This window comes from Microbacterium halimionae (genome assembly GCF_011761265.1).
GTDB lineage: Bacteria > Actinomycetota > Actinomycetes > Actinomycetales > Microbacteriaceae > Microbacterium > Microbacterium halimionae.
The window spans coordinates 1,664,264-1,689,441 of sequence record NZ_JAAOZB010000001.1; the positions used below are offsets into that span (position 1 = coordinate 1,664,264).

21 protein-coding genes are annotated in these 25,178 nt (G+C 60.7%); all 21 read left to right on the forward strand.

What is annotated here, in order from left to right:
• The first annotated feature begins 6 nt into the window (after nucleotides 1-6).
• On the forward strand, nucleotides 7-393 hold the full coding sequence (rplT, locus tag FHS06_RS07650) for a 50S ribosomal protein L20 (RefSeq protein ID WP_167047590.1): 387 nt from the start codon (nucleotides 7-9) through the stop codon (nucleotides 391-393).
• An 84-nt stretch (nucleotides 394-477) separates the two neighbouring features.
• Entirely contained in the window at nucleotides 478-1,278 is an 801-nt protein-coding gene (locus FHS06_RS07655; RefSeq protein ID WP_167047593.1) for a TrmH family RNA methyltransferase, read from the forward strand.
• A gap of 84 nt (nucleotides 1,279-1,362) precedes the next feature.
• Entirely contained in the window at nucleotides 1,363-2,160 is a 798-nt protein-coding gene (locus FHS06_RS07660; protein ID WP_167047597.1) for an amino acid ABC transporter ATP-binding protein, read from the forward strand.
• Nucleotides 2,161-2,237: 77 nt separating this feature from the next.
• Entirely contained in the window at nucleotides 2,238-3,104 is an 867-nt protein-coding gene (locus FHS06_RS07665) for a glutamate ABC transporter substrate-binding protein (RefSeq protein ID WP_167047600.1), read from the forward strand.
• Between the two features lie 75 nt (nucleotides 3,105-3,179).
• Nucleotides 3,180-3,827 (forward strand): amino acid ABC transporter permease, encoded by a 648-nt coding sequence (locus FHS06_RS07670; protein ID WP_375138709.1) that lies wholly within the window; start codon nucleotides 3,180-3,182, stop codon nucleotides 3,825-3,827.
• Entirely contained in the window at nucleotides 3,824-4,729 is a 906-nt protein-coding gene (locus FHS06_RS07675; protein ID WP_167047606.1) for an amino acid ABC transporter permease, read from the forward strand. Before FHS06_RS07670 ends, FHS06_RS07675 begins: the two co-directional genes overlap by 4 nt.
• Before the next feature lie 11 nt (nucleotides 4,730-4,740).
• Nucleotides 4,741-5,790 (forward strand): phenylalanine--tRNA ligase subunit alpha, encoded by a 1,050-nt coding sequence (gene pheS, locus FHS06_RS07680; RefSeq protein WP_167047608.1) that lies wholly within the window; start codon nucleotides 4,741-4,743, stop codon nucleotides 5,788-5,790.
• Nucleotides 5,790-8,294, forward strand: a complete 2,505-nt coding sequence (pheT, locus tag FHS06_RS07685; protein ID WP_167047611.1) for a phenylalanine--tRNA ligase subunit beta — start codon at nucleotides 5,790-5,792, stop codon at nucleotides 8,292-8,294. The genes pheS and pheT overlap by 1 nt, the downstream gene beginning before the upstream one ends.
• A gap of 81 nt (nucleotides 8,295-8,375) precedes the next feature.
• Nucleotides 8,376-11,237 carry an MMPL family transporter gene (locus FHS06_RS07690; RefSeq protein ID WP_167047614.1) on the forward strand — a complete coding sequence of 954 codons (2,862 nt, stop codon included), beginning with the start codon at nucleotides 8,376-8,378 and terminating at the stop codon, nucleotides 11,235-11,237.
• Entirely contained in the window at nucleotides 11,234-13,078 is a 1,845-nt protein-coding gene (locus FHS06_RS07695; protein WP_167047617.1) for an ABC transporter permease, read from the forward strand. The genes FHS06_RS07690 and FHS06_RS07695 overlap by 4 nt, the downstream gene beginning before the upstream one ends.
• A 202-nt stretch (nucleotides 13,079-13,280) precedes the next feature.
• Complete coding sequence (argC, locus tag FHS06_RS07700) at nucleotides 13,281-14,324, forward strand: N-acetyl-gamma-glutamyl-phosphate reductase (RefSeq protein ID WP_167047620.1); 1,044 nt, start codon at nucleotides 13,281-13,283, stop codon at nucleotides 14,322-14,324.
• Nucleotides 14,321-15,478: a bifunctional glutamate N-acetyltransferase/amino-acid acetyltransferase ArgJ gene (gene argJ / locus FHS06_RS07705; RefSeq protein WP_167047623.1), complete on the forward strand. Its 1,158-nt coding sequence runs from the start codon at nucleotides 14,321-14,323 to the stop codon at nucleotides 15,476-15,478. Before argC ends, argJ begins: the two co-directional genes overlap by 4 nt.
• Entirely contained in the window at nucleotides 15,475-16,380 is a 906-nt protein-coding gene (argB, locus tag FHS06_RS07710; RefSeq protein WP_167047626.1) for an acetylglutamate kinase, read from the forward strand. The genes argJ and argB overlap by 4 nt, the downstream gene beginning before the upstream one ends.
• Nucleotides 16,377-17,606, forward strand: a complete 1,230-nt coding sequence (locus tag FHS06_RS07715) for an acetylornithine transaminase (protein WP_167047629.1) — start codon at nucleotides 16,377-16,379, stop codon at nucleotides 17,604-17,606. Before argB ends, FHS06_RS07715 begins: the two co-directional genes overlap by 4 nt.
• A complete protein-coding gene (argF, locus tag FHS06_RS07720; protein ID WP_167047632.1) occupies nucleotides 17,603-18,526 on the forward strand; it encodes an ornithine carbamoyltransferase in 924 nt (307 codons plus the stop codon). Before FHS06_RS07715 ends, argF begins: the two co-directional genes overlap by 4 nt.
• Nucleotides 18,505-19,662 (forward strand): heparan-alpha-glucosaminide N-acetyltransferase domain-containing protein, encoded by a 1,158-nt coding sequence (locus tag FHS06_RS07725; protein ID WP_310734833.1) that lies wholly within the window; start codon nucleotides 18,505-18,507, stop codon nucleotides 19,660-19,662. The genes argF and FHS06_RS07725 overlap by 22 nt, the downstream gene beginning before the upstream one ends.
• On the forward strand, nucleotides 19,662-21,089 hold the full coding sequence (argH, locus tag FHS06_RS07730; protein ID WP_167047635.1) for an argininosuccinate lyase: 1,428 nt from the start codon (nucleotides 19,662-19,664) through the stop codon (nucleotides 21,087-21,089). The genes FHS06_RS07725 and argH overlap by 1 nt, the downstream gene beginning before the upstream one ends.
• A gap of 56 nt (nucleotides 21,090-21,145) precedes the next feature.
• Nucleotides 21,146-21,790, forward strand: a complete 645-nt coding sequence (locus FHS06_RS07735; protein WP_167047638.1) for a SatD family protein — start codon at nucleotides 21,146-21,148, stop codon at nucleotides 21,788-21,790.
• A complete protein-coding gene (locus FHS06_RS07740) occupies nucleotides 21,787-22,509 on the forward strand; it encodes a hypothetical protein (protein ID WP_167047641.1) in 723 nt (240 codons plus the stop codon). The genes FHS06_RS07735 and FHS06_RS07740 overlap by 4 nt, the downstream gene beginning before the upstream one ends.
• Nucleotides 22,510-22,545: 36 nt before the next feature.
• Nucleotides 22,546-23,865: a tyrosine--tRNA ligase gene (gene tyrS / locus FHS06_RS07745; protein ID WP_310734832.1), complete on the forward strand. Its 1,320-nt coding sequence runs from the start codon at nucleotides 22,546-22,548 to the stop codon at nucleotides 23,863-23,865.
• A 6-nt stretch (nucleotides 23,866-23,871) separates the two neighbouring features.
• Nucleotides 23,872-24,708 (forward strand): DUF4184 family protein, encoded by an 837-nt coding sequence (locus FHS06_RS07750; protein WP_167047644.1) that lies wholly within the window; start codon nucleotides 23,872-23,874, stop codon nucleotides 24,706-24,708.
• Nucleotides 24,709-25,178: the final 470 nt, after the last annotated feature.

The following is a 25,178-nucleotide window of genomic DNA, read 5'->3' on the forward strand; positions in this document are numbered from 1 at the left end:
TAAGAAATGGCAAGAGTAAAGCGGGCCGTCAACGCCCACAAAAAGCGTCGCGTCATTCTCGAGCGCGCATCCGGTTACCGGGGCCAGCGTTCGCGTCTGTACCGCAAGGCTAAAGAGCAGGTCACGCACTCGCTCGTTTACGCCTACCGCGACCGCCGCAAGCGCAAGGGCGACTTCCGCCGTCTGTGGATCCAGCGTATTAACGCTGCGAGCCGCCAGAACGGTCTCACCTACAACCGCTTCATCCAGGGACTGGGTGCTGCAGGCGTTCAGGTAGACCGTCGTATGCTTGCTGACCTCGCGGTCAACGACCCGGCCACGTTCACCTCACTCGTTGAGACCGCCAAGAAGGCGCTCCCGAGCGATGTCAACGCTGCGAAGGTTTCTGCGTAATAGCTGCACATAACGACGAAGGGTGCTCCCGCGAGGGGGCACCCTTCGTCGTTTGCGTGTGAAGTTTCGCCATAGACTTGCGCCGTGCTTGAGAACCCGCGATCCCCGCGCGTGCGCGCAGTTGCCAAACTCCACAAACGCAGCGCACGAGCTGAAACAGGGCTGTTTCTTCTTGAGGGTCCACAAGCAGCGCGCGAAGTGCTGACGTATCGTCCAGGCAGCGTCGAGGAGCTCTTTGCAACTCCCACGGCCATGGAGCGACACGTCGAGTTGAGAGATGCCGCCGCCGCCGCTGAAATCGAAATCGTCTACACAACGGAAGCCGTGCTCGACGCGATGGCCGACACCGTGACTCCCCAGGGAATTCTGGCCGTCGCTCGACAGTCGCCGACGTCACTGAAGGATGTCTTTGCTGCATCGCCGCGACTTATTGCAATCTGCCAAGAAGTAAGGGATCCCGGAAATCTCGGGACCATAATTCGCGCGGCCGATGCTGCCGGCGCTGACGCCGTCATCCTTACCGGCCGAACTGTCGACCTGTACAACCCGAAAGTTGTTCGCGCAACGACTGGGTCCCTGTTCCATCTTCCTGTGTGCGTCGGAGTCGAACTGCCTGCGGTCGTAGAACGAGCGCGGGCTGCAGGGGTTCGGGTCATCGCGGCAGATGTGGGGGGCGCAGACTTTTTGGCTGCCCGAGAGATGCTGACGGAACCCACGGCGTGGCTCTTCGGCAACGAGGCGCGTGGACTCGACGAGGAGTCTCTGGCCTTGGCTGACGCGTCACTGCGTCTTCCCATCTACGGGGCAGCAGAGTCTTTAAACCTTGCTAGCGCCGCGAGCGTGTGCCTATACGAAAGCGCATTCGCGCAGCGTTCCTCCGCGTAGCGCTCCCGCCGAAGCCCTGTTACGTCTAGGTAAAGCTCTCGTCAACCCCTTGGGCGATAATGCGGAGCGACCTATGGTTTAGCCATGTCATCGCCTGATGCGGAAAGTCCAGCACCGCGAACGTCCAACATCACGGTACGTCGAGGGGAACCACTGGTTGTCATCGAAAATGTCGACAAATATTTTGGTGATCTTCACGTTTTGCGCGATATCTCGACCGTCGTAAATCGTGGTGAGGTCGTGGTCGTCATTGGCCCTTCCGGCTCGGGTAAGTCGACGCTTTGTCGCGCGATCAACCGTCTCGAGACAATCGATTCCGGACGCATACTGATCGACGACCAGCCCCTGCCTGAAGAGGGCAAAGAGCTAGCGCACCTCCGTGCCGACGTCGGAATGGTGTTCCAATCCTTCAACCTTTTTGCTCACAAGACGGTGCTGGAGAACGTGACGCTCGGGCCCACGCGAGTGCGCGGGATGAGCCGAAAAGCCGCGGATGAAAAGGCTATGAAGATTCTCGACCGCGTGGGCGTGGCGAACCAGGCCAAGAAAATGCCAAGTCAGCTCTCCGGCGGTCAACAGCAGCGGGTTGCGATTGCGCGATCGCTCGCGATGGACCCGAAGCTGATTTTGATGGACGAGCCGACGAGCGCGCTCGATCCCGAAATGATCAACGAAGTGCTCGACGTCATGATCGGTCTCGCGACGGAGGGCATGACGATGATCGTCGTCACCCATGAAATGGGCTTTGCCCGCAAAGCCGCAGACCGTGTCCTTTTCATGGCCGACGGCGCAATTGTCGAAGAAGCTACACCCGAGCAGTTCTTCACGAACCCTCAGAGCGAGAGGGCACAGGACTTCTTGTCCAAAATCCTCGAGCACTGACACGACCCGGATGCCATAAGCATCTGGGAACCGAAGATGGGTCGCACAAGCGGCCGCACACAGCAAAGGACGAAGACATGAAGCGACTGAGAACCCCTCTTATTGCACTGGCCGCGGTGGGCGCGTTGGCTCTTTCTGCCTGCGCCGGCAGTACAGATGGTGGAGATGCGGCTGAGCCGGCTCCTGCCGACGTGACCTTCGAAGAGGGCACGACGATGGCTGCCCTGAATGAAGCCGGAACGATCACCATCGGCACGAAGTTCGACCAGCCGCTGTTCGGCCTGATGGGCCCAAGCGGAACTCCTGAAGGATTCGACGTCGAGATCGGCAAGATCATCGCGGCCGAGCTCGGCATCTCTGCGGAAAACATCGAGTGGACAGAAACTGTTTCCGCCAACCGAGAACCCTTCATCGAGAACGGTCAGGTTGATCTCGTTGTGGCGACTTACACGATCAACGATGAGCGCAAGGAGGTTGTCTCGTTCGCCGGCCCCTATTACATGGCGGGGCAATCGATTCTCGTGCTCGCTGACAACGAAGACATCACCAGCGAAGAAGATCTCGTCGGCCAGCCGGTGTGCTCAGTTACCGGCTCCACTCCGGCGGCAATGCTGGAAGAGATCGGCGCTGAGCCCGTGCTCACTGACACCTACTCGAACTGCCTGGAGCCGCTCCGAAATGGTGCAGTGGTTGCCGTCTCGACAGACAACGTGATCCTCGCCGGTCTCGCAGCTCAGAACGAAGGCGAATTCAAGGTGGTCGGCGAACCTTTCACTGAGGAGCCTTACGGCATTGGACTCGCGCTTGATGACACCGATTTTCGGATGTGGATAAACGATGTTCTCGAGGCTAGCTACGAAGACGGCAGCTACGAAGAGGCCTGGAACAAGACAGCCGGCACTGTGTTGCCGTACGTCGACCCGCCCACGCCGGACCGCTACTAGCGCGTTTGCTGTCCGGGCCGAGACGCTCGGCCCGGACAGCACTTCAACTGATCATTTGTGAGAGGACAACGCATGGTGGAACAGCTGTGGTCGCTCATGCCCGAATTCTGGCAGGGGTTCCGCGTGACGCTACTTCTTCTGGTGGTTTCGGGCATCACGGCGCTTGTCATCGGAACGCTCATCGCTGCGATGCGCGTCTCTCCGGTGCCGGTGCTGAGCTGGTTCGCTGCGTTCTGGACAGAGATCGCTCGAAACACCCCGTTGACCCTCGTGTTTTTCTTCACAGCGTTTGTGCTCCCGATGCTGGGGTTGCGGGTTCCGTATCTCCTCTTGGCTTTCGTAGCGCTGAGTTACTACACATCACCGTTTGTCGCAGAGGCACTGCGCTCTGGAATCAACGGAGTGCCTGTGGGGCAAGCGGAGGCTGCGCGAAGCATAGGACTGGGGTTCGGAACGACCGTCACGCTCGTTGTCTTGCCACAGGCATTTCGCATGACGGTGCCGCCCCTGATCAACGTCTTTATCGCGCTGACGAAGAACACCTCTGTGGCGGGAGGGTTCTTCGTCGTTGAGCTCTTCGCGACTACTCGCCAACTCGCGAACGACAACGGGAACATCGTGATACCGATCTTGCTCGTTGCGGCCGCGCTATACCTCGTAATTACCGTTCCGCTCGGCTTTGTCGCCGGCATGCTGGAGAAGCGTTGGGTGATGAGCCGATGACGAGTGTCCTCTTCGACGTACCCGGGCCGAAGGCCCGCCGAGCGTCTCGTATCGCCTCGATCATTTCGCTGGCTGCCATCGCGGCAGTCGTCACATGGTTGGCTTTTCTCCTTGCTGCACCGCGTGAATCTGGCGGGATTACCCTCCCGGGGATGTTCGATGGCAGTCGCTGGGATATCTTCGCCGACGCGCAGGTGTGGAGCTACATCGGTGAAGGAGTAATCGGGACGTTGCGCGCAGCCGGTCTAGCAACGCTCGGAGCGATTCCACTCGGCATCGTTTTGTCGCTTTTGCGGAGCTCGGCGATTTCCTGGGTCCGAATTCCCACAGCGTGGATTATCGAGTTCTTCCGCGGCATGCCAGTGCTCTTGATGATGCTGTTTATCCTTCTAGTGGGATCGACAGGTTCGCTTGGGGCGGTCGTGATAGCGCTGATCATCTACAACGGCACGCTTATCGGTGAGGCGCTGAGGGCCGGGCTTGTTGCTCTTCCCCGAGGACAGCGCGAGGCTGCGCTCAGTGTGGGAATGCGTGAGTTTCAATCAAAGATGCTTGTTGAGTTTCCGCAGGCTTTTCGACAAATGCTGCCCATCATCGTGGCTCAACTTGTCGTGCTCTTGAAAGACACGTCACTCGGGTACATCGTCGGTTACAACGAGATTATTCGCACGAATATGTACTATCTCGGCAGTTACTACGGCAACCGCTATATGTTCTCGCTGTTCGCCGTGACTCTGTTGATCTACCTGGCGATCAACCTCACCCTGTCGTGGTTCGCGCGCTGGCTGTCTAAACGCACCGCGAGCGGTGGCGGACGTGCCACTGCTGTTCCAAGCGGTGATATCGATCCAGATCAAGAGATCACAGCCGCGGAGGCCGAAGGTTCGACGCACCGTCGGTAGACTCGTCTCTCGTGTCCGACACACCCGATTCCCCCGTTATCTCGCCCGAAGCAGTTGACGCTGCCGTCGATGCGGCGCTCGCCGCAATTTCGACCGCTTCCGACACCGCCACACTGAAAGCCGCGCGCTCGGCCCACGCGGGCGATGCCTCGCCGCTTGCACAACTGAACGCGCAATTGCGAAATGTTGAGCCCACCCGTAAAGCGGAGTTCGGCAAGCTCGTCGGTGGTGCGCGTGGCCGTGTTAATCAAGCTCTCGCTGCTCGGGAGAAGGAGCTCGCAGCTGCGGAAACCGCAGCGCGCTTAGATGCTGAACGCATCGACATTACGGCGCAGCCACATCGCGCGCGCATTGGGGCGCGGCATCCGATTTCGCTGCTCCAGGAAGAAATTTCCGATCTCTTCGTCGGCATGGGGTGGGAAATTGCTGAGGGCCCGGAGCTAGAGCACGAGTGGTTCAACTTCGACGCGTTGAACTTCGATGTTGATCACCCCGCGCGTCAGATGCAAGACACATTCTTTGTCGATCCGGTTGATCGACACCTCGTCATGCGGACCCACACAAGTCCCGTGCAGGTGCGCTCCATGCTTGACCGCGAGCTGCCGATTTACATCCTGTGCCCGGGGCGGGTCTACCGCACCGACGAGTTCGACGCGACCCATCTTCCTGCCTTCACTCAGTTCGAGGGTCTCGTCATCGATAAGGGCATCACGATGGCAAACCTCAAAGGCACGCTCGACCACGCGGCGAAGGTTCTGTTCGGGCCCGAGGCCAAGACGCGCTTTCGGACCAACTACTTTCCGTTCACCGAGCCGTCGGCAGAGCTCGACCTTTGGCACCCGACGTTCAAGGGCGGTGCACGCTGGATTGAATGGGGCGGATGCGGCATGGTCAACGCCAATGTGCTGCGCGCCGCCGGAATCGATCCAGATGTGTACTCCGGATTCGCGTTCGGGATGGGAATCGAACGGACGCTGATGTTCCGGAGTGACGTACAAGACATGCGTGACATGGCCGAGGGCGATGTACGCTTCAGCGAGCAGTTCGGGATGGTGGTGTGATGCGCGTTCCGCTGTCGTGGTTGCGTGAGTTCGTCGATGTACCGGTGGGCGCAACACCTGAAGACATCCACGAAGCATTCGTGTCTGTCGGGTTCGAAGAAGAAGATGTCCACGATTTCGAGCTCGAGGGCCCGATCGTTGTTGGCGAGGTGCTGGAGTTCACTGAAGAGCCTCAGACCAACGGCAAGACGATTCGTTGGTGCCAGGTCGATGTCGGTGCCGATAACGGCGGCGTGCGCGGAATCGTTTGCGGCGCCGGCAACTTCTTCGCCGGCGACAAGGTTGTTGTGACCCTTCCAGGATCGGTTCTTCCGGGGCCCTTCCCGATTGCGGCGCGAAAAACCTACGGGCACGTCTCTGACGGCATGATCGCGTCGGCGAAAGAGCTGGGTCTTGGTCAGGAGCACTCCGGCATCCTGCGGCTGGTCGAACTCGGGCTCGATGCTCCGGTAGGTACCGACGCAATTGCGTTGCTCGGGCTCGATGATGTCGCCGTCGACATCAATGTGACCCCTGACCGCGGATACGCTCTGTCGATTCGCGGCGCGGCGCGTGAGTATTCGCACGCGACCGGTGCTGCGTTCCGCGACCCCGGATTGCGCCCGACGACAGAGCTTCACCCGGGTGATGGCTTTCCGATCGTGATCGATGACCGCGCACCAATCCGAGGCCGCGCGGGGGCAACTGAACTTGTAGCCCGCGTTGTGCGCGACGTGGATGCCTCGCGCCCGACCCCGACGTGGATGATCACTCGCCTTGCGCTTGCGGGCATCCGGTCGCTCGGGGTGCTCGTCGATATCACCAATTACGTGATGGTCGAGCTCGGCCAACCAATTCACGGGTACGACCTCGATAAGCTTCGCGGCGGACTCACTGTGAGGCGTGCCGAGGCCGGCGAGAAGCTCGAGACGCTCGATGGTCAAATTCGTACTTTGGACGTTGAAGACCTGCTCATCACTGACGACTCGGGCCCGATTGGGCTCGCGGGTGTCATGGGTGGCGGTACCACTGAGATGACCTCAGCGACCCGCAACGTTCTCATCGAAGCTGCCATTTTTGACACTGTGTCGATCGCGCGCACTGCGCGTCGCCACAAGCTGCCTTCTGAGGCATCCCGTCGGTTCGAGCGTGGCGTGGACCCACGCATCCCGTTCGTGGCAGCACAGCGGGTAGTAGAGCTCATGGTGGAGTACGCAGGCGGGAGTCTCGATGACACGGGTGGTGCTGTCTACGCGCAGTGGTCTGCAACCCCCGTGACTCTGCCGGAGGAATTCGTCAGCGGTCTCATCGGTGTCGAATATTCCGATGACGAAGTGCGCCACGCGCTCGAACTCATTGGCTGTTCCATCGAGGAGCAGGGCGCTTCCTGGCGGATCACACCCCCGTCGTGGCGCCCAGACCTCACCGACAAGTGGACTCTCGCAGAAGAAGTGGCCCGAATTCACGGTCTGGATCGGGTGCCTTCGGTGCTACCGACCCCGCCGTCGGGCCGCGGCTTGACGAAAGCGCAGCGTGGTCGTCGTCGGGTGCTGAACTCTCTGGCAGCAGCTGGGTACACCGAGGTGCAGGCATTCCCGTTCACGACCGAAGCGCTCAACGATCTTCACGGGTCGGCCTCGGGCGGGCATCTGCCGAGCATTGCGCTCGCCAACCCGCTCGACGGACAAGCTCCGTTCCTCCGTCGATCCCTCCTGCCGGGCCTGATCGATATCGCACATCGCAATGTGTCGCGCGGTTTGACAGATGTTGCCGTGTTCGAGACGGGCTCCGTATTCTTGCCGAAGCCCGGCGTGACCTACGGCACTCGCGCTGTTCCGCCTCTTGGTGCCCGGCCGGATGCCGCGACACTCACCGAGCTTGACGCGTCGATTCCACCGCAGCACCGCTACTTGGCAGTGCTGGTCGCCGGAAACGCACAACCGAAACAGCCAGGTCGTGCGGCTGAACCCTCCGGTGTCGTTGAAGCACTTGACGCCGTGCGTGTCGTCGCGAACGCCGCAGGCGTAACGATTGATGTGACGCAAGCAAAGCGAGCTGCGCTCCACCCGGGTCGAGCGGGAACGCTCACCGTCGACGGCACTGAGGTTGGCTACGTGGGGGAGTTATTGCCTGCCGTGGTCGAGGCATCCGATCTTCACGGGCGCGTCGCCGTTGCCGAGCTGAATCTCGATCTCGTGGTGTCGCTCGCGGGAGAGCTTGACGTTGCGGCATCGCTTTCGGGGTTTCCCGCAGCGACACAAGATGTTTCGCTCGTCGTTGGATCTGATGTGCCTGCAGTTGATGTGCAGGCGGAATTGGCGCTTGGTGCTGGCGAACTACTGGAGACAATTCGTTTGGTGGATGACTACCGAGGCCAGGGCGTTGCGGAGGGCGCGAAGAGTTTGACGTTCGCGCTTCGTTTTCGGGCGCCTGATCGCACACTGACGGCAGCGGAAGCGACGGAAGCGAAGCTTGGCGGGGTCTCACGTGCTCAAGAGGCGTTCAGCGCACGCCTTAGGGAATAGCGCCGCGAGTTCTCGCTCGGGTTTACGTTACGCTTCGGCATGGGCACGAAGCGCGTGCGTTTCCACGGGGAGGACGCGACGATGTCATCGTTGCTGTATCGGCTAGGTCGTTTTTCTGCAAAATACCGCTGGTGGGTGATTGCAGTATGGCTGGTGATCGTCGTCGCAGCCGGGGGAATCGCAACTGCTCGCGGCGGCGCAAGCAACCTTGAAGCTTCGTACGCGATCCCGGGGACGCCCGCGCAAGAGGCGCTCGACGTCCTTGGACAGCGATTTCCTGAGCTGAGCGGCGCGAGTGCGCGCATTGTTGTTGACGCTGGCGACGGCGCCGACATCGCGGACCACTCCGATGTAATTTCCACTGCATGTGAGGATCTTGCTTCTCTCAGTGCCGTGAAGTTAGTCACGTGTCCGTTTCCCATGACGGCATCGGGCTCTTCAGCATCCGGTTCGGGAGATCCTTCTCAAATTTCGTCGGATGCCTCGATGGCTTTCATTTCGGTTCAACTGTCGTCTTCGACCGCGAGCAATTCTGTGGTCGCGGCGGCCGAATCAGCCATGAAACCCGTAAGCGACGCCGGCGTAAAAGTTGCATACTCGGGCTTGGAAGCCACCGCGTCATCGTCGAGCTCGACGGAGTATTTCGGCGTTGGGATTGCATTTCTTGTCTTGGTGATCACCTTCGGCTCGTTCATCGCCGCCGGCATTCCGCTCATCACAGCCCTACTCGGAGTGGCACTCGCGTCGAGTGCCATTTACATAACTGCCTCGTTAGCGCCTGTTTCGCAGACCGCACCACTTCTTGCGACCATGCTGGGGCTTGCCGTGGGTATTGACTACTCGCTCCTCATCACATCCCGCCACCGTGCGCAATTGCGCGCGGGAATGAATCCCCGCGAATCGGTTGCTGTGGCCACCGCGACCGCCGGTACGGCCGTCGTTTTCGCAGGAATCACGGTCATGATTGCGCTCATCGGACTCTCCGTTGCAGGAATCCCGTTTCTCACCGTCATGGGGTTGGGCGCAGCTGTTGCAGTGTTAGGCGCACTCGCTGTCGCTGTCACATTGCTACCGGCACTTCTCGCAGTCTTTGGGGGAGCGCTCCGCCCACGCGCGCCTCGTCGAAGCCGTGCGGTTCGCACACCCAAGCCTCCGATCTGGGTTCGGGGTGTGACCGCTGCACCTGTTGCGGCAATCGTCCTGATCATCGGGTTACTGGGAGCTGCCGCGATTCCAGCTTTTGGCGCCCGCCTCACGCTTCCAGACGCCGGGTACGACCCCCCGGGAAGCCCCGCGCGTGTGGCGTACGACCTGCTAGATGAGGGGTTTGGGCCTGGCTTCAACGGTCCGCTCGTCATCACTGCGGACATTTCGGGGACGCTTGACATCGAAAAAGCACTTGACGCGCTCGACGCTGAGTTCGATGGAGTAGCGAACGTTGCGGCAGTCTCGAAGGCGTCACCCAATGAAGCACTCGACTTTGCTGTGCTTTCTGTCACCCCCAAGAGTTCGCCCTCATCGACGGCGACTGCTGATCTTGTCTCGACCCTGCGGGATCTCGCGCCGGCCTTCGAGAAAGAGAATGGCTTCACCTTCGAGGTCACAGGGCAAACGGCGCTCGGAGTCGATATCTCCGCGCGTCTCAGTGCGGCATTGCTGCCATTCGGCATCGTCGTGGTCGGGCTTTGTCTGATTCTTCTGACCATCATGTTCCGCTCAATTGCGGTACCGCTATCGGCGACCGTTGGGTACCTTCTGACCGTCGGGGGAGCCCTCGGTGTCACCCGCCTCGTGTTTGAGATGGGGTTCGGCGCGTCTTTCATCGGCGTTGCCAAGGTGGGGCCGGTCGTCAGCTTTATGCCGATCCTCGTGATGGCGGTGCTGTTCGGTCTCGCGATGGATTACCACGTGTTCCTGGTGTCGAGGATGCGTGAGCAATTTTTTGAAACTGGCAATGCTCGTACGGCAGTGCTGCAAGGATTTTCGGCATCCGCTCGTGTTGTCACAGCTGCCGCTCTTATCATGTTCTCGGTCTTCTTCTCGTTTGTGCCCGGGGGTTCCGCAGCCATCCAGCCGATCGCCTTTGCGCTCGCCGTGGGTGTCCTCATCGACGCATTTATCGTGCGTATGACCTTCATTCCCGCCGTCATGGCACTTCTCGGAGATAGAGCCTGGTGGGTACCGAAATGGCTTGATCGCGTTTTGCCCAACGCGGATATCGAAGGCGAAGTGGTGCAGCGCATGTTGCGCCAGCGCCAGTGGCAGAGCGATGACGGATCTGAAGAAGCTGGCTTGTGGGCCGAAGACCTTTCGGTTGCAGGCAGCACGCCCGCAAGTTTCCGAGCTTCTGAGCGCGATGTTGTGATCATCGGCGGCGACAGCGCCGGCGGTGTCGTTGCTGCGATTGCGGGCAGGGCTGCCGACACCGCTGGCAACCTCAGCGTGCAGGGGAGGCTCATCCCATTCGAGCGCTCGGCTGTTGCGAGAGAGTCTCGGTTCGTGCCGGCTGTCCCCGATGTGCCGGGCGGCGAAACGGTGCACGAGCGGCTTCGCGCGCGAATACGCGAATCAGGGCATCACCGAAGTGAGCGCTCCGCTCTGGTGGCTGAGGCCGCCGAAACTTTCGATCGCCTCATGGTCGCTGTCTCAGATGACTTACATTCGACCATTGAACTCACAACTCTGGCCGGGTCTCTGACCGATGCGCAATTGTGGTTTCTTGATGTGGCAGCGGCTTTGGCGCCATCGTCTCGTTTGGTTGCGATCGACGCGACCGGCAAGTTGCCCGCGGACGCGGTGTTGGCGGTCATCGTTGCTCGTGCACGCACTGACGCCACCCTGGTCGTCGCAACGACGGCCGGCAATGCTGTCACCGACCGTCGCGTCGTCACGGTCACGCTGAGCGAACACGCTGATACCGGCATGAAAGGAACCCGCGCATGAGCGCCCTGTGGAGCATGGTCGGCGCGCCCGCGGCGGGCGCCCGGCGAACACGAGTACTCATCGTTGTCGCAGTCGCGGTACTCGCACCACTTCTCATAGTGCTGGCACTCGTTCCGCGAAGCGAAGATCAGGCGATTCCGGTCGCGGTCGTCAATCTTGACGTACCGATAGGTCTCACAACTGATTCGCCCGTCATCGCGGGGAAGCTGCTGACGGAGAACATCGTCACGGCTGACAGCGGTGTTGATTGGACAATTACCGATACGACTAGCGCAACCGCGGGGTTGGACGATGGCACGTATGTCGCCATCGTCACAATTCCGGCAGACTTTTCGAAGTCCGTTGCGACAGTCTCGTCAGAGAGCCCGGTGGCTGCGACGATTGCGGTGCAGACGTCTACCGCTCACGGCTATGCGGGGGGAGTTATAGCGAATGCTCTTGCGGCACGGATCCCGAGCGGAGTGTCCACGGCAATCACGACGAATTACGTTTCGGCGACTCTTGATTCATTCGCAGAACTGCACGATCAGCTCGGCGGTGTGTCTGAAGATGTCGCCAAGATTGCTGAAGGTACGGATGACGCATCTGTTGGTGTGGGAAAGATCGCGGGATATTCCGAAGGGCTTTCGACGGGACTAGCCGAGATGGCGGAAGTGCTGGACCTACTTCCTGCGGGCGCGCGTGATCTGGGTAGCTTGAGCGCTGACGGCGCCGCGGGCTCGGCCCAGCTCGCGACGTCACTTGGTGAGAGTTCTCTGCGTGCCAGCGAACTCGCCGTCGCACAGACCATCACAGCTGATGCGCTCGCTGAGTTGGAAGCCACGATGCGAGCCGATCCGACCGCGCCTGTGAGCACACTCATCGACACCGTCAGTGCGCTGCAGGATGAAGCCGATGGAATGGCCTCTCAGCTATATGGGCAGGGCGAATCTCTCGCGAACGATGCTGGCTACGCGGCCGTGGTCGCAGCGGCGGATGCCGTGCTCGCTGATGTGAGTGGTCCGGTTGCAAGTTCCCTTACTGCGTTGGACGAAGACGTCGCTGGTGCTGCGGAAGCCTCCGGGCTTCTCACGACCGAGATGGAGGAGGTGTCGGCGGGGCTCGATACGCTCGGCACGGATACCAGCGCAGTTGCTACGGGCCTCGGGACCGTAGCTGATGACATCCCGAATTATTCGGCAGCTGAGCAAAAATCGATTGCTGCCGTTGTCGCTTCACCAATTGGTGCTGAGATCACGTCTGTGGCTGGCCCGACCACCGCGCGTTCAGCGACGCTCGGCGCAGTCGTTCCGGTGGCGCTGTGGCTGGGCGCTCTCGCGACTTTTCTGGTCGTTGCGCCGTTCTCGCGCACGCGCCTAACGACAGCGGTCTCCGCGGTTCGCATCGCGACGGACAGCGCGATGGTTGCGGTCGCTGTGGGAGCTGTTCAAGCAGTATTGGTGTGGATTGCCATCGTCATTGTCGGAATTCCCGCGTCGCGTCTTGGTGTGGCGTTCGCCCTAACCCTCATCGCAGCGATGGCTTTCGCTCTTCTCCATCAAGCGCTCGTTGCATTGATGGGGCGCGCGGGACTCGTGGTGTCGGTCGTGGCGTTGGGTCTGCAACTCGTCGCGTCGGGGATCTTTGCACCCAATTCCAGCGAGAGCGCCTTGGGGATCCTTCCGCTGAGTATCGCTCTGCAGGGAGCCGAAGCTCTCGTCGGTGGGTCACTTCACGCCGTGCTTTCGTCAGCGATTGGGCTTGCTATCTGGGGTGTCGTCTCAGCTCTCGTGACGGTCGCGGCGGTATCGCGAGCGCGCCAGTCAATGTTGCGGGGGATGCTCGTGGCAACAGCTACGTGATTTGCGCAGGGCATCCGCATGCGGATATCGTCGCTTCATGCCATCGGCTGCGCCCCTTACTTCTTCGCTCGCTTCGAGCGAAGCTTCCGCGCGCCGACGTCTGGACGGCCGCCGACTCTAGGCGACTGCACGCATCCACCCTCGGGAGGACTGTGGGCGTCGCCGTCTCAGGCTCTTGTCTCCAGACTCTAAGGTGGAATCCATGACGTATTCGGTCGCTGTATCCGGCGCCTCCGGCTATGCGGGCGGCGAAATTCTTCGCCTCCTTGCCGCGCATCCTGATATCGAAATCCGCACTGTGACAGCTCACTCGACTGCGGGTCAGCCCCTTGTGCAGCACCAGCCCCACCTGCGTTCGCTTGCGCATCTCACGATCCAAGAAACATCGCCGGAGATTCTTTCGGGTCACGACATCGTGTTTCTCGCGCTTCCGCACGGTCAGTCGGGCCAGTACACTGACTCGCTCGGCGACACACCCCTCGTTATCGATGCAGGAGCAGATCACCGGCTCGTATCCGAAACCGAGTGGGACCGTTTCTACAGCGGCCCATTTCACGAGCCATGGACGTACGGCGTCCCAGAGCTGCCGATCGGCGCAGGCAAACAACGACAGAATCTCGTCGGTGCCACGCGTATCGCGGCGCCTGGTTGTAACGCGTCGACGGTGAGTTTGAGCATGGCGCCTGGTGTGTCCGCGGGAGTCATCGACCCGACTGGCATTGTGAGCGTGCTCGCAGTTGGCCCTTCCGGCGCCGGAAAAAGCCTCAAAACGAACCTCCTCGCGAGTGAGATCCTGGGATCCGCGAACCCATATGCCGTAGGCGGCACACACCGCCACATTCCAGAGATAAGGCAAGCGCTGATTGCAGCCGGAGCCCCAGATCCGAGGATCTCTTTTACCCCGGTGCTCGTTCCGATGGCCCGCGGAATCCTCGCGACCTCCAGCGCACCCATAGCACCGGGAGTCAGCGACGCTGACCTGCGAGCAGCATGGGAAGAGGCCTATCACGATGAGGCATTCGTTCAGCTGCTTCCGGAAGGGCATTTCCCGCGCACAGCAGATGTCATCGGAGCGAACACGGCGCTCATTGGTCTCGCAATCGATCGGGACGCTGGGCGGGTGGTCGTTGTGGCCGCTGTCGACAATCTTGTTAAGGGCACCGCTGGAGCTGCCATCCAATCCATGAATCTTGCCCTCGGCCTCCCCGAGGACCGGGCACTCAGCATGAACGGAGTCGCGCCGTGAGCGTTACTGCAGCCCAAGGCTTCACAGCATCCGGAGTCACTGTCGGTCTGAAATCAACCGGCAAACGTGACGTCGCAGTCGTCGTGAACCAAGGACCGCTCAAGGTAGGCGCCGCGGTCTTCACGAGTAACCGGGCCAAAGCAAACCCCATCATCTGGTCGCAGCAGGCTGTCGCAGATGGTGTCGTCGAGGCAATCGTCCTCAATTCTGGGGGAGCAAACTGTTTCACCGGATCGTTCGGTTTTCAGACGACACACCAAACGGCCGAGAAGACTGCCACGCTCCTCGGCGTGAGCGCCGGAGACGTCTTGGTGTGTTCTACCGGGCTCATCGGCACCGGCGATGAACTCTTTCGCTCACGCGTGCTCGAGGGCGTAGAGCGCGGCATCGAAGACCTGAGCGTCAACGGCGGGGTTGCGGCATCCGAAGCCATCATGACCACGGATTCGAAAGCCAAACGCTCGTCGGTTTCGCGCGATGGCTGGACAATCGGCGGAATGGCAAAAGGCGCGGGGATGCTCGCGCCCGGCCTCGCGACAATGCTTGTCGTCATCACAACTGACGCCGTCATCGACTCGGCGAATGCCGACACGCACCTGCGTTCCGCCACACGCACCAGTTTTGATCGCCTCGATTCCGACGGCTGTATGTCCACAAACGATCAGGTGACGCTCATGGTTTCGGGCGCATCCGGCGTCACCCCGAACCCGGACGAGTTCGCTGCGGCGCTCGCCGAGGTATGCCTCGATCTCTCGAAGCAGTTGCAGGCGGATGCCGAGGGTGCAAGCCACAACATCACAATTCGTGTTGAGCACGCGGCATCCGAGGACGAGGCCGTGGAAGTTGGTCGCTCGGTCGCTCGAAACAACCTCTTCAAAGCAGCGATTTTCGGCAACGACCCTAATTGGGGGAGAGTGCTCGCCGCCATCGGGACCACTGATGCCGAATTCGACCCGTACAACGTGGACGTCTGGATGAACGGGGTTCGTGTCTGCACTGAAGGGGGTCCGGATCGGCCTCGAGAGGATGTCGACCTCACGCCGCGGGCAACCGATGTGCTTATTGATCTTAAAATCGGTGGTTCGTCAGCGACAATTCTTACCAACGACCTCACGCACGACTACGTTCACGAAAATAGCGCTTACTCGTCATGACAAATATAGATATTCAAGACACAGATCCCGCTGAAGCGAGCGCGAAAGCGCAGACTCTCATCGATTCGCTTCCGTGGCTCAAGCGCTACTCCGATCAGATCATCGTGATCAAGTACGGCGGAAACGCGATGGTCTCGGAAGAGCTACAAGACGCTTTTGCTGAAGACATGGCGTATCTGCGGTACGTCGGCATCAAGCCCGTTGTGGTGCACGGCGGTGGACCGCAGATCTCCAACATGCTCGACCGACTCGCCATACCGAGCGAGTTCAAAGGCGGTTACCGAGTCACGAGCACCGAGGCGATCAGTGTCGTACGGATGGTGCTGACCGGTCAGATCAATCCGCAGCTCGTCGCGAAGATTAACGCGCACGGTCCGGTCGCTACTGGTCTTTCAGGCGAGGATGCCGGTTTGTTCGGTGGGCGCCAACGCGCGGTCTTCGTCGATGGTGCCGAACACAGCCTCGGACGAGTCGGAGACGTCGTCGAAGTTGACCCCCAGCCGGTGCTTGATCAGATCGCAGCGGGCCGTGTTCCGGTGGTGTCATCGATTGCGCCCGACATCGACAATCCAGGCCAGTCGCTCAACGTGAACGCAGACGCGGCGGCGGCGGCGCTCGCCGTAGCCCTGGAAGCGACGAAGCTGGTTGTTCTCACTGACGTCGCTGGGTTGTATGCGGATTGGCCTAATCGAGATTCGCTCGTTTCTCACTTGACATCTACTGAGCTCCGAGAGCTCTTGCCGAGGCTTCAGTCGGGAATGATTCCCAAAATGCAGGCATGCCTTGAAGCTGTCGAAGGCAACGTCGAGACTGCGGCCATCATCGATGGTCGAATACCTCACTCCGTGCTCGTTGAACTGTTTACTCACAAAGGAATTGGAACCGAGGTGGTGAAGGGATGACTGACTGGCTTGAGGACGCACAGCGCGACCTCGTACTCAACGCAGGCGACCGGATGGCGCTGTTCGTGCGCGGTGAAGGTGCATGGCTGTGGGATGCCGACGGCAACAGGTACCTCGACTTCCTCGGCGGAATCGCGGTCAATTCCCTGGGGCATGCTCACCCGGTCTTCGTCGAAGCCGTCGCAGCGCAGGCAGCGACGCTCGCGCACGTGTCGAACTACTTTGCCACCCCGCCGCAGCTTGAACTTGCAGCGCGGCTGAAGCGCCTCGCTGGCACCGGCACTTCGGGTCGTGTGTACTTCAGCAACTCCGGCGCCGAGGCGAACGAAGCTGCGTTCAAGCTCGCTCGCCTTCATGGCGCAGCATCGGATACGACGGCCGCCCGCCCCCGTATCCTCGCGCTGAAAGAGGCGTTCCACGGTCGCACAATGGGAACTCTTGCTCTCACCGGGAAACCGGCGATGCAGGCACCCTTTGAGCCGATGGTTCCAGGTGTGGAATTCCTCGACTCGACGATCGAGGCACTTGAAGCCGCGATGGATGATCGAGTTGCCGCATTGTTCGTAGAACCCATCAAGGGTGAAGCGGGCGTTCTTGAGCTTCCCGAGGGATACCTGCAGGCTGCGCGCGCACTCACCACCGCGCACGGCGCTCTTCTCATCATCGATGAGATTCAGACCGGGGCGGGACGCACGGGTGAATGGTTCGGTTTCCAGCACGCGGGTATCACCCCCGACGCGATCACCCTTGCAAAAGGCATCGGCGGCGGGTTCCCAATCGGCGCGCTCGTTACCTTTGGCGCCGCCAGCGAGCTCTTCTATCCCGGAACACACGGCTCTACGTATGGGGGCAACGCCCTCGGTACTGCGGTAGCGAGCGCCGTTCTCGGCGAGATCGAGCAGGCCGGACTTGTTGAGAATGCGCGGGAGCGCGGCCCACAGATTCGAGCCGCGATCGCAGGCATCGACTCCCCGTTGGTGGCGGGATGCCGCGGCGCGGGCTTGCTCATCGGTGTCGCGTTGCGGCGTCCGGTAGCCAAGGACGTTGTCGCTGCAGCTCAGCAGGCGGGCCTTATCCTCAACGCAGCCAACGACAGCACAGTCCGGATCGCTCCGCCGTTGACGATCGGCGATGTCGAGATCGACGAATTTGCAGCACGGTTCACGACGGCTTTGCAGGCCGTCGAGGAGGCGCTTCTTGCCACAGACGCGGAGGTGCCAGCATGACGCGTCACCTGTTGCGTGATGACGATCTCACGAGTGCCGAGCAGTCTGAGATTCTCGATCTTGCGCTCGAGCTGAAGAAGGACCGCTGGCAGGTCAAGCCGCTGGCTGGTCCGCAGACAGTTGCAGTCATTTTTGACAAGTCGTCGACGCGGACTCGTGTTTCGTTTGCCGTCGGCATCGCAGACCTCGGCGGTTCGCCGCTGATCATCTCGACCGCGAATAGCCAACTCGGCGGAAAAGAGACTCCGTCCGACACCGCACGCGTTCTCGAACGCCAGGTCGCCGCGATCGTATGGCGGACTTACGCGCAGGCGGGTCTCGAATCGATGGCCGCGGGTACAACGGTGCCTGTCATCAACGCGCTGAGTGATGATTTTCATCCCTGCCAGCTCCTCGCAGACCTGCTGACAATTCGTGAGCACAAGGGCGAGCTCAAAGGGTTGACCCTGTCGTTCTTCGGCGATGGTCGAAGCAACATGGCGCACTCGTACATGCTTGCCGGTGTCACCGCCGGTATGCACGTACGTGTCACGTCGCCGGAGCCATATGCTCCGCGCGAAGACGTCGTTGCTGATGCAGACCGTCGGGCGGCCGAGACCGGGGGCTCAGTCACGCTCATGACTGATGCCAACGAAGCTGCCGCGGGCGCCGACGTAATCGTGACCGATACCTGGGTATCGATGGGCAAAGAAGAAGAAAAGCTTGCTCGATTGCGTGACCTGTCGGAGTACAAGGTGACCCACGAGACCATGTCCCTTGCGGATCCCGGGGCAATCTTCATTCACTGTCTTCCCGCCGACCGCGGCTACGAAGTCGACGCCTCGGTTATCGACGGGCCACAGTCGGTCGTATGGGATGAAGCAGAGAACCGACTGCACGCGCAGAAAGCGCTCCTCGTGTGGCTGCTTCGCCAGCAGTAGTCGGCGGTTCAGCTGCGGCGCGCGCGTGGAACCGCCTGGCCGGTGCCAAACGTCTCGGCGGAATCGATCTTGCGCGTGGCCTCGCGCTTGTGGGGATGTTCGCCGCGCACCTGCTCACGATCGACTCGTTCGACGTAGCGGAACCTTCGACCTGGATTGACATCGTTAATGGGCGATCCGCGATCTTGTTCGCGACACTCGCGGGAGTTTCGATTGCGTTGGTAACCGGAGGCGCGACTCCCGTTGTTGGCGTGGCCAGAAGAGTCGCGCGACGCCGGCTCGGTATCCGTGCTGGCTTCCTGTGGATTCTCGGCGTCATCCTGATCTTTACCGGTGTACCGATTTACGTGATCCTGCCGGCGTACGCTGTGCTCTTCTGCTTGGCGATGCCGCTGTTGGGCGTGCGCCCGCGCGCACTTTTCGCTATCGCCGCGATTCTCACTCTCACGATGCCGTTCCTCGTCGCCGTCATCGAAGCAATATTTGGTTGGGGAGAAGCGACGGATTCCGCCCTCGGGTTGCTTGTCGGCTGGGCTTATCCATTTCCGGTCTGGAGCATTTTTCTCATCACCGGGCTCGCTCTTGGCCGTCTTGATCTTTCGCGCACACGGGTGCAGACCAGTGCTGTCGTATTCGGAGCGATTGCCGCAATCGTGGGATACACGCTAGCGGCGGTGTTCCCAGCCCCTCCGGTGACATATGACATGACTGGCGCGCCGACGGATGCGGTCGCCTGGTTTCTGGCATCTGTGTGGACGGCAGACGCTCATTCCGGCGGGATCCTTGAGGTCCTAGCTTCTGGTGGGGTTGCTGTGGCGGTCATCGGCGCGTGCGTTCTGATTTGTCGCACGGCGCTGCGATGGGTCTTCCTGCCGCTTCGTGCTGCCGGAACGATGCCACTGACTGCCTACTCGCTGCAGGTGCTGGTGTGGGCGGTGTGGTCGCAGTTTGCGCTCGGTACGACGACCGACCTCTGGGGATTTCGCGCGCTTGAGCCGTTTTGGCCACTGACTATCGCGGTTTTGTTGGTTTGTATGGTGTGGGCACTCGTTGTCGGACGTGGTCCCCTCGAGAACCTCTCGAACACCCTCTCGCGGCGCCTGGTCCCGGGTCCCAAGATCACTAGGCTGGAATGATGAGCGAAACACAGGGAACGAATGAAGGGGCTCTCTGGGGTGCGCGTTTCGCCTCCGGGCCGTCGCCGGAGCTTGCAGCTTTGAGCCGCTCGACGCACTTCGACTGGCAGCTTGCTCCGTACGACATTGCAGGCTCCCACGCTCACGCGACCGCGCTCGCCGCGGCGGGCTATCTCGATGAAGACGAAGCGCGTCGCATGCATGCTGGGCTGGATGCCTTGGGCACAGCCGTTGCCGATGGATCGTTGCAGCCCGCACCAACCGACGAAGACGTGCACGGCGCCCTTGAAGCTGCGCTCATTCGTGAGATCGGACCGGACCTCGGCGGCAAGCTTCGTGCTGGCCGCAGCCGCAATGACCAGATCGCGACTCTCGTGCGGTTGTATCTCCTTGACCACTCCCGAACGATTGCTCGCGAAATCCTTCGGGTCATCGACGCTCTTGTGTCGCAGGCAGAGTCTCATCCTGATGCGATCATGCCGGGTCGCACGCACCTCCAGCATGCGCAGCCAATTCTGCTCGCTCATCACCTTCAGGCGCACGCCTGGCCGCTGGTCCGTGAGCTGGAACGCCTGCGCGACTGGTCGGCACGTGCGTCGGTCTCGCCGTATGGGGGAGGTGCACTCGCTGGAGCGACACTCGGGCTTGACCCACAGCTGGTTGCGAATGAGCTTGGACTGTCGCGCCCCGCCGAGAACTCGCTTGACGGCACATCTTCGCGCGACGTCGTGGCAGAGTTCGCATTCATCGCAGCAATGATTGGCGTCGACCTCTCGCGGCTAGCCGAAGACGTCATCCTCTGGAACACTCGTGAATTCGGCTTTGTCACGCTCGATGATGGGTACTCGACCGGCTCGAGCATCATGCCGCAGAAGAAAAACCCGGACATCGCTGAACTCGCTCGCGGAAAGTCTGGTCGTCTGATCGGTAACCTCGCTGGCCTCCTCGCCACGCTGAAAGGTCTGCCGATCGCGTACAACCGCGACCTCCAGGAAGATAAAGAGCCAGTTTTTGACTCGATCGTGACTCTCGAAGTGACTCTGCCTGCGGTCGCCGGCATGATGGCGACGCTGCATTTTCATACTGATCGCATGGCGGAGCTTGCTCCGCAGGGCTTCTCCCTTGCGACAGATGTGGCTGAGTGGCTCGTTAAGCGGGGAGTGCCGTTCCGCGATGCGCACGAGATCTCCGGCGCACTCGTGAAAGTGTGCGAGCAGAACGGTATCGAACTGGATGCCGTGACCGACAGCATGCTCGCAGCTGTCTCACCGCTTCTCTCTCCCGAAGTGCGAGAAGTATTGACGATCGAAGGTTCAGTTGCGTCGCGAACCGGCGTGGGAGGTACCGCGCCCGTGCGCGTCGCTGAGCAGCGCGTCGAACTCGTCGCGCGCGCAACAGAAGCCGCTCGTTCCCTCGGTATTTCCTGACGACCGTCATCAGAGTATCTCTTATATTCCTTGAAGATTAGAGATAAGCTAATCTCATGAGCGTCACAGTGATTGCTGACATCGTCGGATCCCGATCATTACCGGACCGCGCAGCCGCGCAGCGAACGCTTGACCAAATCATCGCCGAAGTCGATGAGGATGGTCCGAGAGCTATTCAACGCCTCACCCCTACCGTGGGTGATGAGCAGCAGGCGCTCTACGCGACGACGGATTCGGCGCTGAGGGCGATTCTGCTGCTCCAGCTCGCGCTTCCGGATGGTGTGCAGTGCCGCTTCGGTGTCGGTGTGGGTGAGACCGGTGAAGTGCCCGCAGCATCCGGAGCCATCCCGGAAGGCCCCGGATGGTGGGCCGCTCGCCGCGCAATTGATGAGGTGAGAGCGCTGCAACAGCGCACATTACCCGCTGCACGAACGCGCGTCGTCGTCGACGCCGGAGAGAGCTCGTCGACGCACGAGGCAGCGAAATTTGCCAATGCGTACGCCCTCGTTCGCGATCAGCTCATCGCCGGCATGAGTGAGCGTGCGCGTCGGCTCACATACGGCAGGTGTCGCGGACGCACACAGCGAGAACTCGCGGCATCCGAAGACATCACTCAATCGGCCGTCTCGCAGACTCTTGCTCATTCGGGTGCCGCCGCTCTTGTGGTTACTTTTATTGACCTCGCGGGGGAGTCGGAATGATATTCGCAGGCCTCACCTTGCTAGCTGTCGGAGCCGTGGACCTCGTGCGACAGTTTGTTCCGCGTATGCGTCGGGGTTGGGTCTTCGCGGCCGGTTTTGTCGCGTTGTTGGTTTTGTCCGCCGCCGTCGACGCACTCATCTTCGGGATGGCTGCGGGGGCGATCGCTGCGGTATGGCATCTTTCTATGCCCAGCGCGGGCGGTGGGCGCGCTGGTTTCTGGCCCGTCGCGGGCGTGGGCCTTGTGAGTGTCGTCTCTGTCATGGGATTCGGGGCGCGGGCCGAGGGCGGACCGTGGGGCAGGCTCTGGCAGCTCGAAACACCGGCAGGTCCGGCGTCGCTCGATCTTGTGGTTCTTGTTGTCGGCGTCGGTATTTTTCTGCTCGAATCCGCAAACGTTGTTGTTCGCGCGGGCCTTCGGAGCGAAAACGCCGCGCTCGGGTCAACCCAAGACGGTTCTGCTCGCGATGGTGTGTTGCGCGGCGGTCGCTTGATTGGTCCACTCGAACGCATTCTTGTGGTTGCCCTCGCATTGGCTGGCGCGTACACACTTATTGCTGCGGTATTCGCTGCGAAAGGCATCGTGCGGTTTCCCGAGATTTCCCGAGACACAGCACACGGCAACCGTGCCGAGTATTTTCTCGTCGGGAGTCTGCTGAGCTGGGTTCTGGCGCTCGCCTCAGCTTTTCTCGTGTGGTGGGCATACCGCACGGCGCTCTAGCTCAAACGCACCGAGCCCCGCTGATAGCCTCATATCGTGTCAGCCGCCCCCAACGAAAGCGCCACTGTGAGCGCCCTCACCCCCGCCAACGATCCTGCGTTCGAGAATGTCTGGGACGAACTGGTTTGGCGAGGACTTATCCACGTCTCGACAGATGAACACGCACTGCGAGAGATGCTCGGCGGCGAGCCCATCACGTATTACTGCGGGTTTGACCCCACCGCGCCTAGCCTTCACCTCGGCAACCTCGTTCAATTGCTCACGATGCGCCGACTTCAGCTCGCCGGACACCGGCCCCTCGGTCTCGTGGGCGGATCTACCGGTCTGGTCGGCGACCCACGCCCGACGGCGGAACGCACCTTGAACACTCGAGAGACTGTGGGCGAGTGGGTGGGTAGTCTTCGCGCGCAGGTAGAGCGGTTCTTGAGTTTCGACGGCGCGAACCCCGCGCGCATCGTCAACAACCTCGATTGGACGGCGCCCTTGAGCGCTATCGACTTCTTGCGCGAGGTTGGTAAGTACTACCGCGTGGGAACGATGATCAAGAAGGATGCCGTCAGTGCCCGATTGAATTCGGATGCTGGCATCAGTTACACGGAGTTCAGCTACCAGGTGCTGCAAGGTTTGGACTACCTCGAGCTCTACCGTCAGTACGACTGCCGGTTGCAGACCGGTGGGTCCGACCAGTGGGGAAACCTCACGAGTGGTACCGACCTCATCCATCGCGCAGAGGGCGTCTCGGTGCACGCGCTGGGCACGCCGCTGATCACGAACAGCGATGGCACCAAGTTCGGCAAGAGCGAGGGGAATGCCATTTGGCTTGACCCCGAGATGTGCAGTCCTTACCGGATGTACCAGTTCTGGCTCAATACGCTCGATGCCGACGTGTGTTCACGACTGAAGGTATTCACGTTCCTTAGCAAGGCCGAGATCGAAGAGTACGAACACCTCGTCGAAACCGAGCCCTACCGGCGTGCTGCGCAGAAACGTCTTGCATACGAGGTGTGCGTTACCGTTCACGGTAAAGCCGCGACTGACGCCGTGGTCGCAGCATCCGATGCGCTCTTCGGTAAGGGTGATCTCACGACGTTGGATGCCGCAACTCTTCGTTCTGCACTCGATGAGCTACCGAACCTCGTTGCGGCCCCCGGCGTCACTGTTCTGCAGGCTCTTGTTGAAACCGGGCTGGTATCGAGCCTTTCGGAAGCTCGCCGCGCAATTGCGCAGGGTGGAGTTAGCGTCGATGGAGTACGCGTCGACGACGAGAATGCCGCTATCGACGGCGCACTACCAGGAGGCGTGAGCGTTCTGCGCCGAGGAAAGAAAACTCTCGCGGGCATCTTCATCGAAAGCTAAGCCGCTATGCCGTTCACACCGAGTCATGCTGTCGTTGCGCTTCCGTTCTTGCGCACACCCTTGGTCCCGGCGGCGATAGCTGTCGGGGCGATGACCCCGGACCTTCCGTTGTTCCTTCGTGGCACCCCGTTGACGTACAACGTGACGCATACATGGGCGTGGATACCTCTCACTGCTGTGACTGCTCTTGTTCTTCTGCTGCTCTGGCGATGCGTGATGCGACCGGCGGCCGTGGAGCTGCTTCCTGCACCTCTTGCGGGCCGGCTGCCGAAGCAGTGGTGGACGAGCACGTCAGTTGACGGGGCGCGGGAAACATTCCGTGGGGGCGTCTCAGGGATTTTGCTTTTGCTTGCTTCTCTCGCAATTGGTGTGGCGTCTCACCTGGCATGGGATGCGTTTACCCACGAGGGTAGGTGGGGGAGCGCGCTTCTTCCTGCGCTTGACGCTCAGTGGGGCCCGATAGTCGGATACAAATGGCTACAGCACGGTTCAAGCGCATTCGGGCTTATCGTGCTCGCGATCTGGGCAGTGCTCTGGCTTCGGAAGCGGATGCCGATGCTTCCGCGGCGTGAGGTGCATCAGCTGGTAAGACTCGCGTGGTGGATGTCGCTGCCACTGGTGCTGGTTTTGGCATGGGTTGGCGGGTGGCTTGCGCTCGGTCCACTAGATGCCGAGTTCACGATCGCTCACTTGGCATATCGCGTACTGCCTCCGGCCGCAGCGTTGTGGGGGATAGGCACGGTTGTGCTGTGCCTATCGATCACAGTGATGCGTGACAGATCGTTGATTTCACGACGAAAGGCGGGCGCTGCGGATCGCGACACGCCAGGGGCGCACGCGTGATTTGCGGCGCGGCTGAGAGCCACGTAATGTCTTACTTGTTCGCCCCACAGGGGGAAAGCGGAGAGGCCGAAAGGCCCCCAGCCCCCTCAAGCGGAGAACCAAACTTCCTCCAAAAATTCGATCATTGATCGGGCTGTCCGTTAGGACTAGGATGAGGTTCCCAACTCCTCGAAGTTGTCAAGGAGCCCTGCCGCCGACGGTCAAAACGTCACGGCAAGCTGGTTTGACAAGCAGAGCGAGAAGGGTAAGATAGAGAAGTTGCCCCGGCTGCAAGCTTTAATGCTTAGCCGGAGCTAATACTCTTCCTTTATGAATTACTTTTAATTCACTAATTCGAATTCAATTCGGACAAAGTGAATTTGACAAAGTGTTTATAGAGAATAAGATAGAGAAGTTGCCCTGCGTAGAAGGCCGAGAGGCTGGAAAGTGGGAGCATCCGATCCTTGAGAACTCAACAGCGTGCACTTGTC

Coding starts and splice junctions, on each gene's coding strand:
- argB (WP_167047626.1), top strand. CDS start 15,475: ATGACAAATATAGATATTCAAGACACAGATCCCGCTGAAGCGAGCGCG.
- FHS06_RS07690 (WP_167047614.1), top strand. CDS start 8,376: ATGTCATCGTTGCTGTATCGGCTAGGTCGTTTTTCTGCAAAATACCGC.
- argC (WP_167047620.1), top strand. CDS start 13,281: ATGACGTATTCGGTCGCTGTATCCGGCGCCTCCGGCTATGCGGGCGGC.
- FHS06_RS07740 (WP_167047641.1), top strand. CDS start 21,787: ATGATATTCGCAGGCCTCACCTTGCTAGCTGTCGGAGCCGTGGACCTC.
- FHS06_RS07665 (WP_167047600.1), top strand. CDS start 2,238: ATGAAGCGACTGAGAACCCCTCTTATTGCACTGGCCGCGGTGGGCGCG.
- FHS06_RS07675 (WP_167047606.1), top strand. CDS start 3,824: ATGACGAGTGTCCTCTTCGACGTACCCGGGCCGAAGGCCCGCCGAGCG.
- FHS06_RS07715 (WP_167047629.1), top strand. CDS start 16,377: ATGACTGACTGGCTTGAGGACGCACAGCGCGACCTCGTACTCAACGCA.
- FHS06_RS07695 (WP_167047617.1), top strand. CDS start 11,234: ATGAGCGCCCTGTGGAGCATGGTCGGCGCGCCCGCGGCGGGCGCCCGG.
- argH (WP_167047635.1), top strand. CDS start 19,662: ATGAGCGAAACACAGGGAACGAATGAAGGGGCTCTCTGGGGTGCGCGT.
- pheT (WP_167047611.1), top strand. CDS start 5,790: ATGCGCGTTCCGCTGTCGTGGTTGCGTGAGTTCGTCGATGTACCGGTG.
- FHS06_RS07660 (WP_167047597.1), top strand. CDS start 1,363: ATGTCATCGCCTGATGCGGAAAGTCCAGCACCGCGAACGTCCAACATC.
- FHS06_RS07750 (WP_167047644.1), top strand. CDS start 23,872: ATGCCGTTCACACCGAGTCATGCTGTCGTTGCGCTTCCGTTCTTGCGC.
- argF (WP_167047632.1), top strand. CDS start 17,603: ATGACGCGTCACCTGTTGCGTGATGACGATCTCACGAGTGCCGAGCAG.
- FHS06_RS07735 (WP_167047638.1), top strand. CDS start 21,146: ATGAGCGTCACAGTGATTGCTGACATCGTCGGATCCCGATCATTACCG.
- rplT (WP_167047590.1), top strand. CDS start 7: ATGGCAAGAGTAAAGCGGGCCGTCAACGCCCACAAAAAGCGTCGCGTC.